The sequence below is a fragment of the Mycobacterium parascrofulaceum ATCC BAA-614 genome (assembly GCF_000164135.1).
Classification (GTDB): Bacteria; Actinomycetota; Actinomycetes; order Mycobacteriales; family Mycobacteriaceae; genus Mycobacterium; species Mycobacterium parascrofulaceum.
This window is the reverse complement of sequence record NZ_GG770561.1, coordinates 111,424-113,871: the sequence shown is the minus strand read 5'-3', so window position 1 is coordinate 113,871 and position 2,448 is coordinate 111,424. Positions and strand designations below refer to the sequence as shown.

The window sequence follows — 2,448 nt, the reverse complement described above, 5'->3', positions numbered from 1 at the left end:
TTCGCTCGTCCGCGCGCCGCTTCCCGGTACCCGCTATCGCGCCGGGGTCCGCGGCCGACGGGTGCTTGAGGAGTACTTCGCCCGGCACTTGCCGGCCGCCCGGGCCGGCGACAGCAATGACCTGTTCTCGGCGCTGTGCCATGCCAGCACCGAAGACGGGCAACGTTTCAGTGACTCCGATGTCATCAACCACATGATTTTTCTGATGATGGCCGCTCACGACACATCGACGATCACCACCACCGCGGTAACTTATTACCTGGCAAAGCATCCAGAATGGCAGGATCGGGTTCGCGCCGAAAGCGATGTTCTCGGCGACCGGTCACCGGAGATCGATGATTTGGAAGGGCTCAGGTCCCTCGATCTGGTGATCAAGGAATCCATGAGACTCGTGGCGCCGGTTCCGCTAGTGATGCGCAAAACAGTGGAAGACACCGCAATAGACGGCCACTACATCCCCTCCGACACGCTTGTGGCGATCACTCCCGCCGTCAACCATTTCGTCCGCGAAGTCTGGCATAACCCGGATCGCTTCGACCCCTTACGTTTCGACGTCCCACGCCGCGAAGACCAAGCCCATCGCTTCGCGTGGCTGCCGTTCGGGGGTGGCGCGCACAAATGCATCGGTATGCATTTCGGCACCCTCGAGGTGAAAGCGATCCTGCACCAGATGCTGCGCACGTTCACCTTCGGCCTCGACACCGATTACCGCATCCGTTGGGACAACACATCGCTGCCGATCCCGGTCGACGGGTTACCGATCAGGCTCCACCACCGATGAAGTTAGAGTTCGCGCGGTTCCTTGCACCCACCGAATTCCTCGACTGGAAACACGATGCCGTGCAGCAGTTCACCGAATCGGCGACGCGTAACGCCATTGATTCCGTCGATAAGGCGTGCCGCATCTTCACCGCTGTCCGTGATTCGATCTGGTACGACCCGTATTCCGTCTCCGACGACCCGTGCCAGTACCGAGCCAGCGCGGTCGCCGTCGCCGAGCGCGCCTACTGTGTCCCCAAGGCGGTGCTCTTGACGGCTGCGTGTCGCGCCGCGGGGATTCCGGCGCGGTTGGGTTTCGCCGACGTCCGCAACCATCTGCAGACCCCGAGTCTCCGTGAACGGATGGGTGGCTCGGACGTTTTCGTCTACCACGGCTACAGTCAAATGCTGCTGAATGGCCGGTGGGTCAAGGCCACGCCGGCGTTCAACCGCGAGTTATGCGCGCGCTTCGGGGTCCCTCCTATCGAATTCGACGGTCAGCGAGACGCCATGTTGCACGCTCACACAGGCGACGGCTCCCAACACATGGAATACCTCCATGACCGTGGCGTTTTCGACGACCTTCCCCTCACGGAAATCATCGACGCGCTGCGCGACAACTACAGCGAACTCATCTACGAACCTCCGCCCATATCAGACTCGTTCACCAATTAACAGTTTGAAAGATTATGCTTGTGCAAAGCACTAATGCGGGATATCTCACGGCAGCTAACCGAAAGGACGCCTCCCTATGACAGCCGCCTCACCCTGGCTCAACCCGGAATTGGAAGCGCTTCGTGATCTCGCCGCAAAGTTCGTTGCCACTGAGATTGCACCCCACTCAGAGCGCTTCGCCGAGCAACACCATGTCGACCGGGCGGTGTGGGAACGAGCAGGCGAGCTGGGCCTGCTGTGCATGTCGATGCCGGTCGAATACGGCGGCGGCGGCGGGACATTCGCACACGAGGCAGTTCTGCTCGAAGAGCAAGCTCGAATCGGGGACAGTTCGTGGGGCGCCGGCCTGCACAGCGGCATCGTCGCACACTACATCCTGCACTACGCCCGGGAAGACCTGAAAAGGCAGTGGCTGCCCAAGATGGCGTCGGGCGAATTGATCGGTGCCATTGCGATGACGGAGGCCGGAACCGGATCTGATCTTCAAAGCGTGAAGACGCGCGCCGTCCTCGATGGGGACGAGTACGTCATCACCGGCTCGAAGACGTTCATCACCAATGGTCAGCAAGCCGATCTCATTGTCGTCGTGGCCAAGACCGACCATACTCAAGGTGCCAACGGTATTTCGCTGATTGTCGTGGAAGCCGATCGCCCCGGGTTCCGGAGAGGACGAGTCCTCAGCAAAATAGGTCAGCGCGGTCAGGACACATCTGAATTGTTTTTCGACGGCGTGCGCGTCCCCAAGACGCATCTGCTAGGCGACACCGAGGGGCAAGGTTTCATCCAGCTGATGACGCAACTGCCGCAGGAGCGACTAATCGTTGCGGTCGGAGCGGTTGCCGCCATGGAATTGGCCTTGCAGCAGACGGTCAAATACACGCGCGAACGAGAGGCCTTCGGACGAACGATCTTCGGGTTCCAGAACACCAAGTTCACCCTGGCCGAAGCGGCCACTGAAACAAGGATTGCGCGAGTATTCCTCGACCACTGCATCTGCCTACACCTCCAGGGCCA

Annotated in this window: 3 protein-coding genes; all 3 read left to right on the top strand. The window is 60.5% G+C overall.

The window, feature by feature from the left end; all coding sequences use genetic code 11:
• On the top strand, positions 1–781 hold a 781-nt coding region (locus HMPREF0591_RS28185), incomplete at its 5' end, for a cytochrome P450 (RefSeq protein WP_083802080.1).
• Positions 778–1,434, top strand: coding sequence for a transglutaminase-like domain-containing protein (locus HMPREF0591_RS28180; protein WP_007172209.1), 657 nt, complete (start codon positions 778–780; stop codon positions 1,432–1,434). The genes HMPREF0591_RS28185 and HMPREF0591_RS28180, both read left to right, overlap by 4 nt.
• 76 nt (positions 1,435–1,510) lie before the next feature.
• The coding region (locus tag HMPREF0591_RS28175) for an acyl-CoA dehydrogenase family protein (protein ID WP_007172208.1) at positions 1,511–2,448 on the top strand (938 nt) is incomplete at its 3' end.

What these genes read in the sequence shown, in the direction of transcription:
- HMPREF0591_RS28180 (WP_007172209.1), top strand. Translation starts at nt 778, where the DNA reads ATGAAGTTAGAGTTCGCGCGGTTCCTTGCACCCACCGAATTCCTCGAC.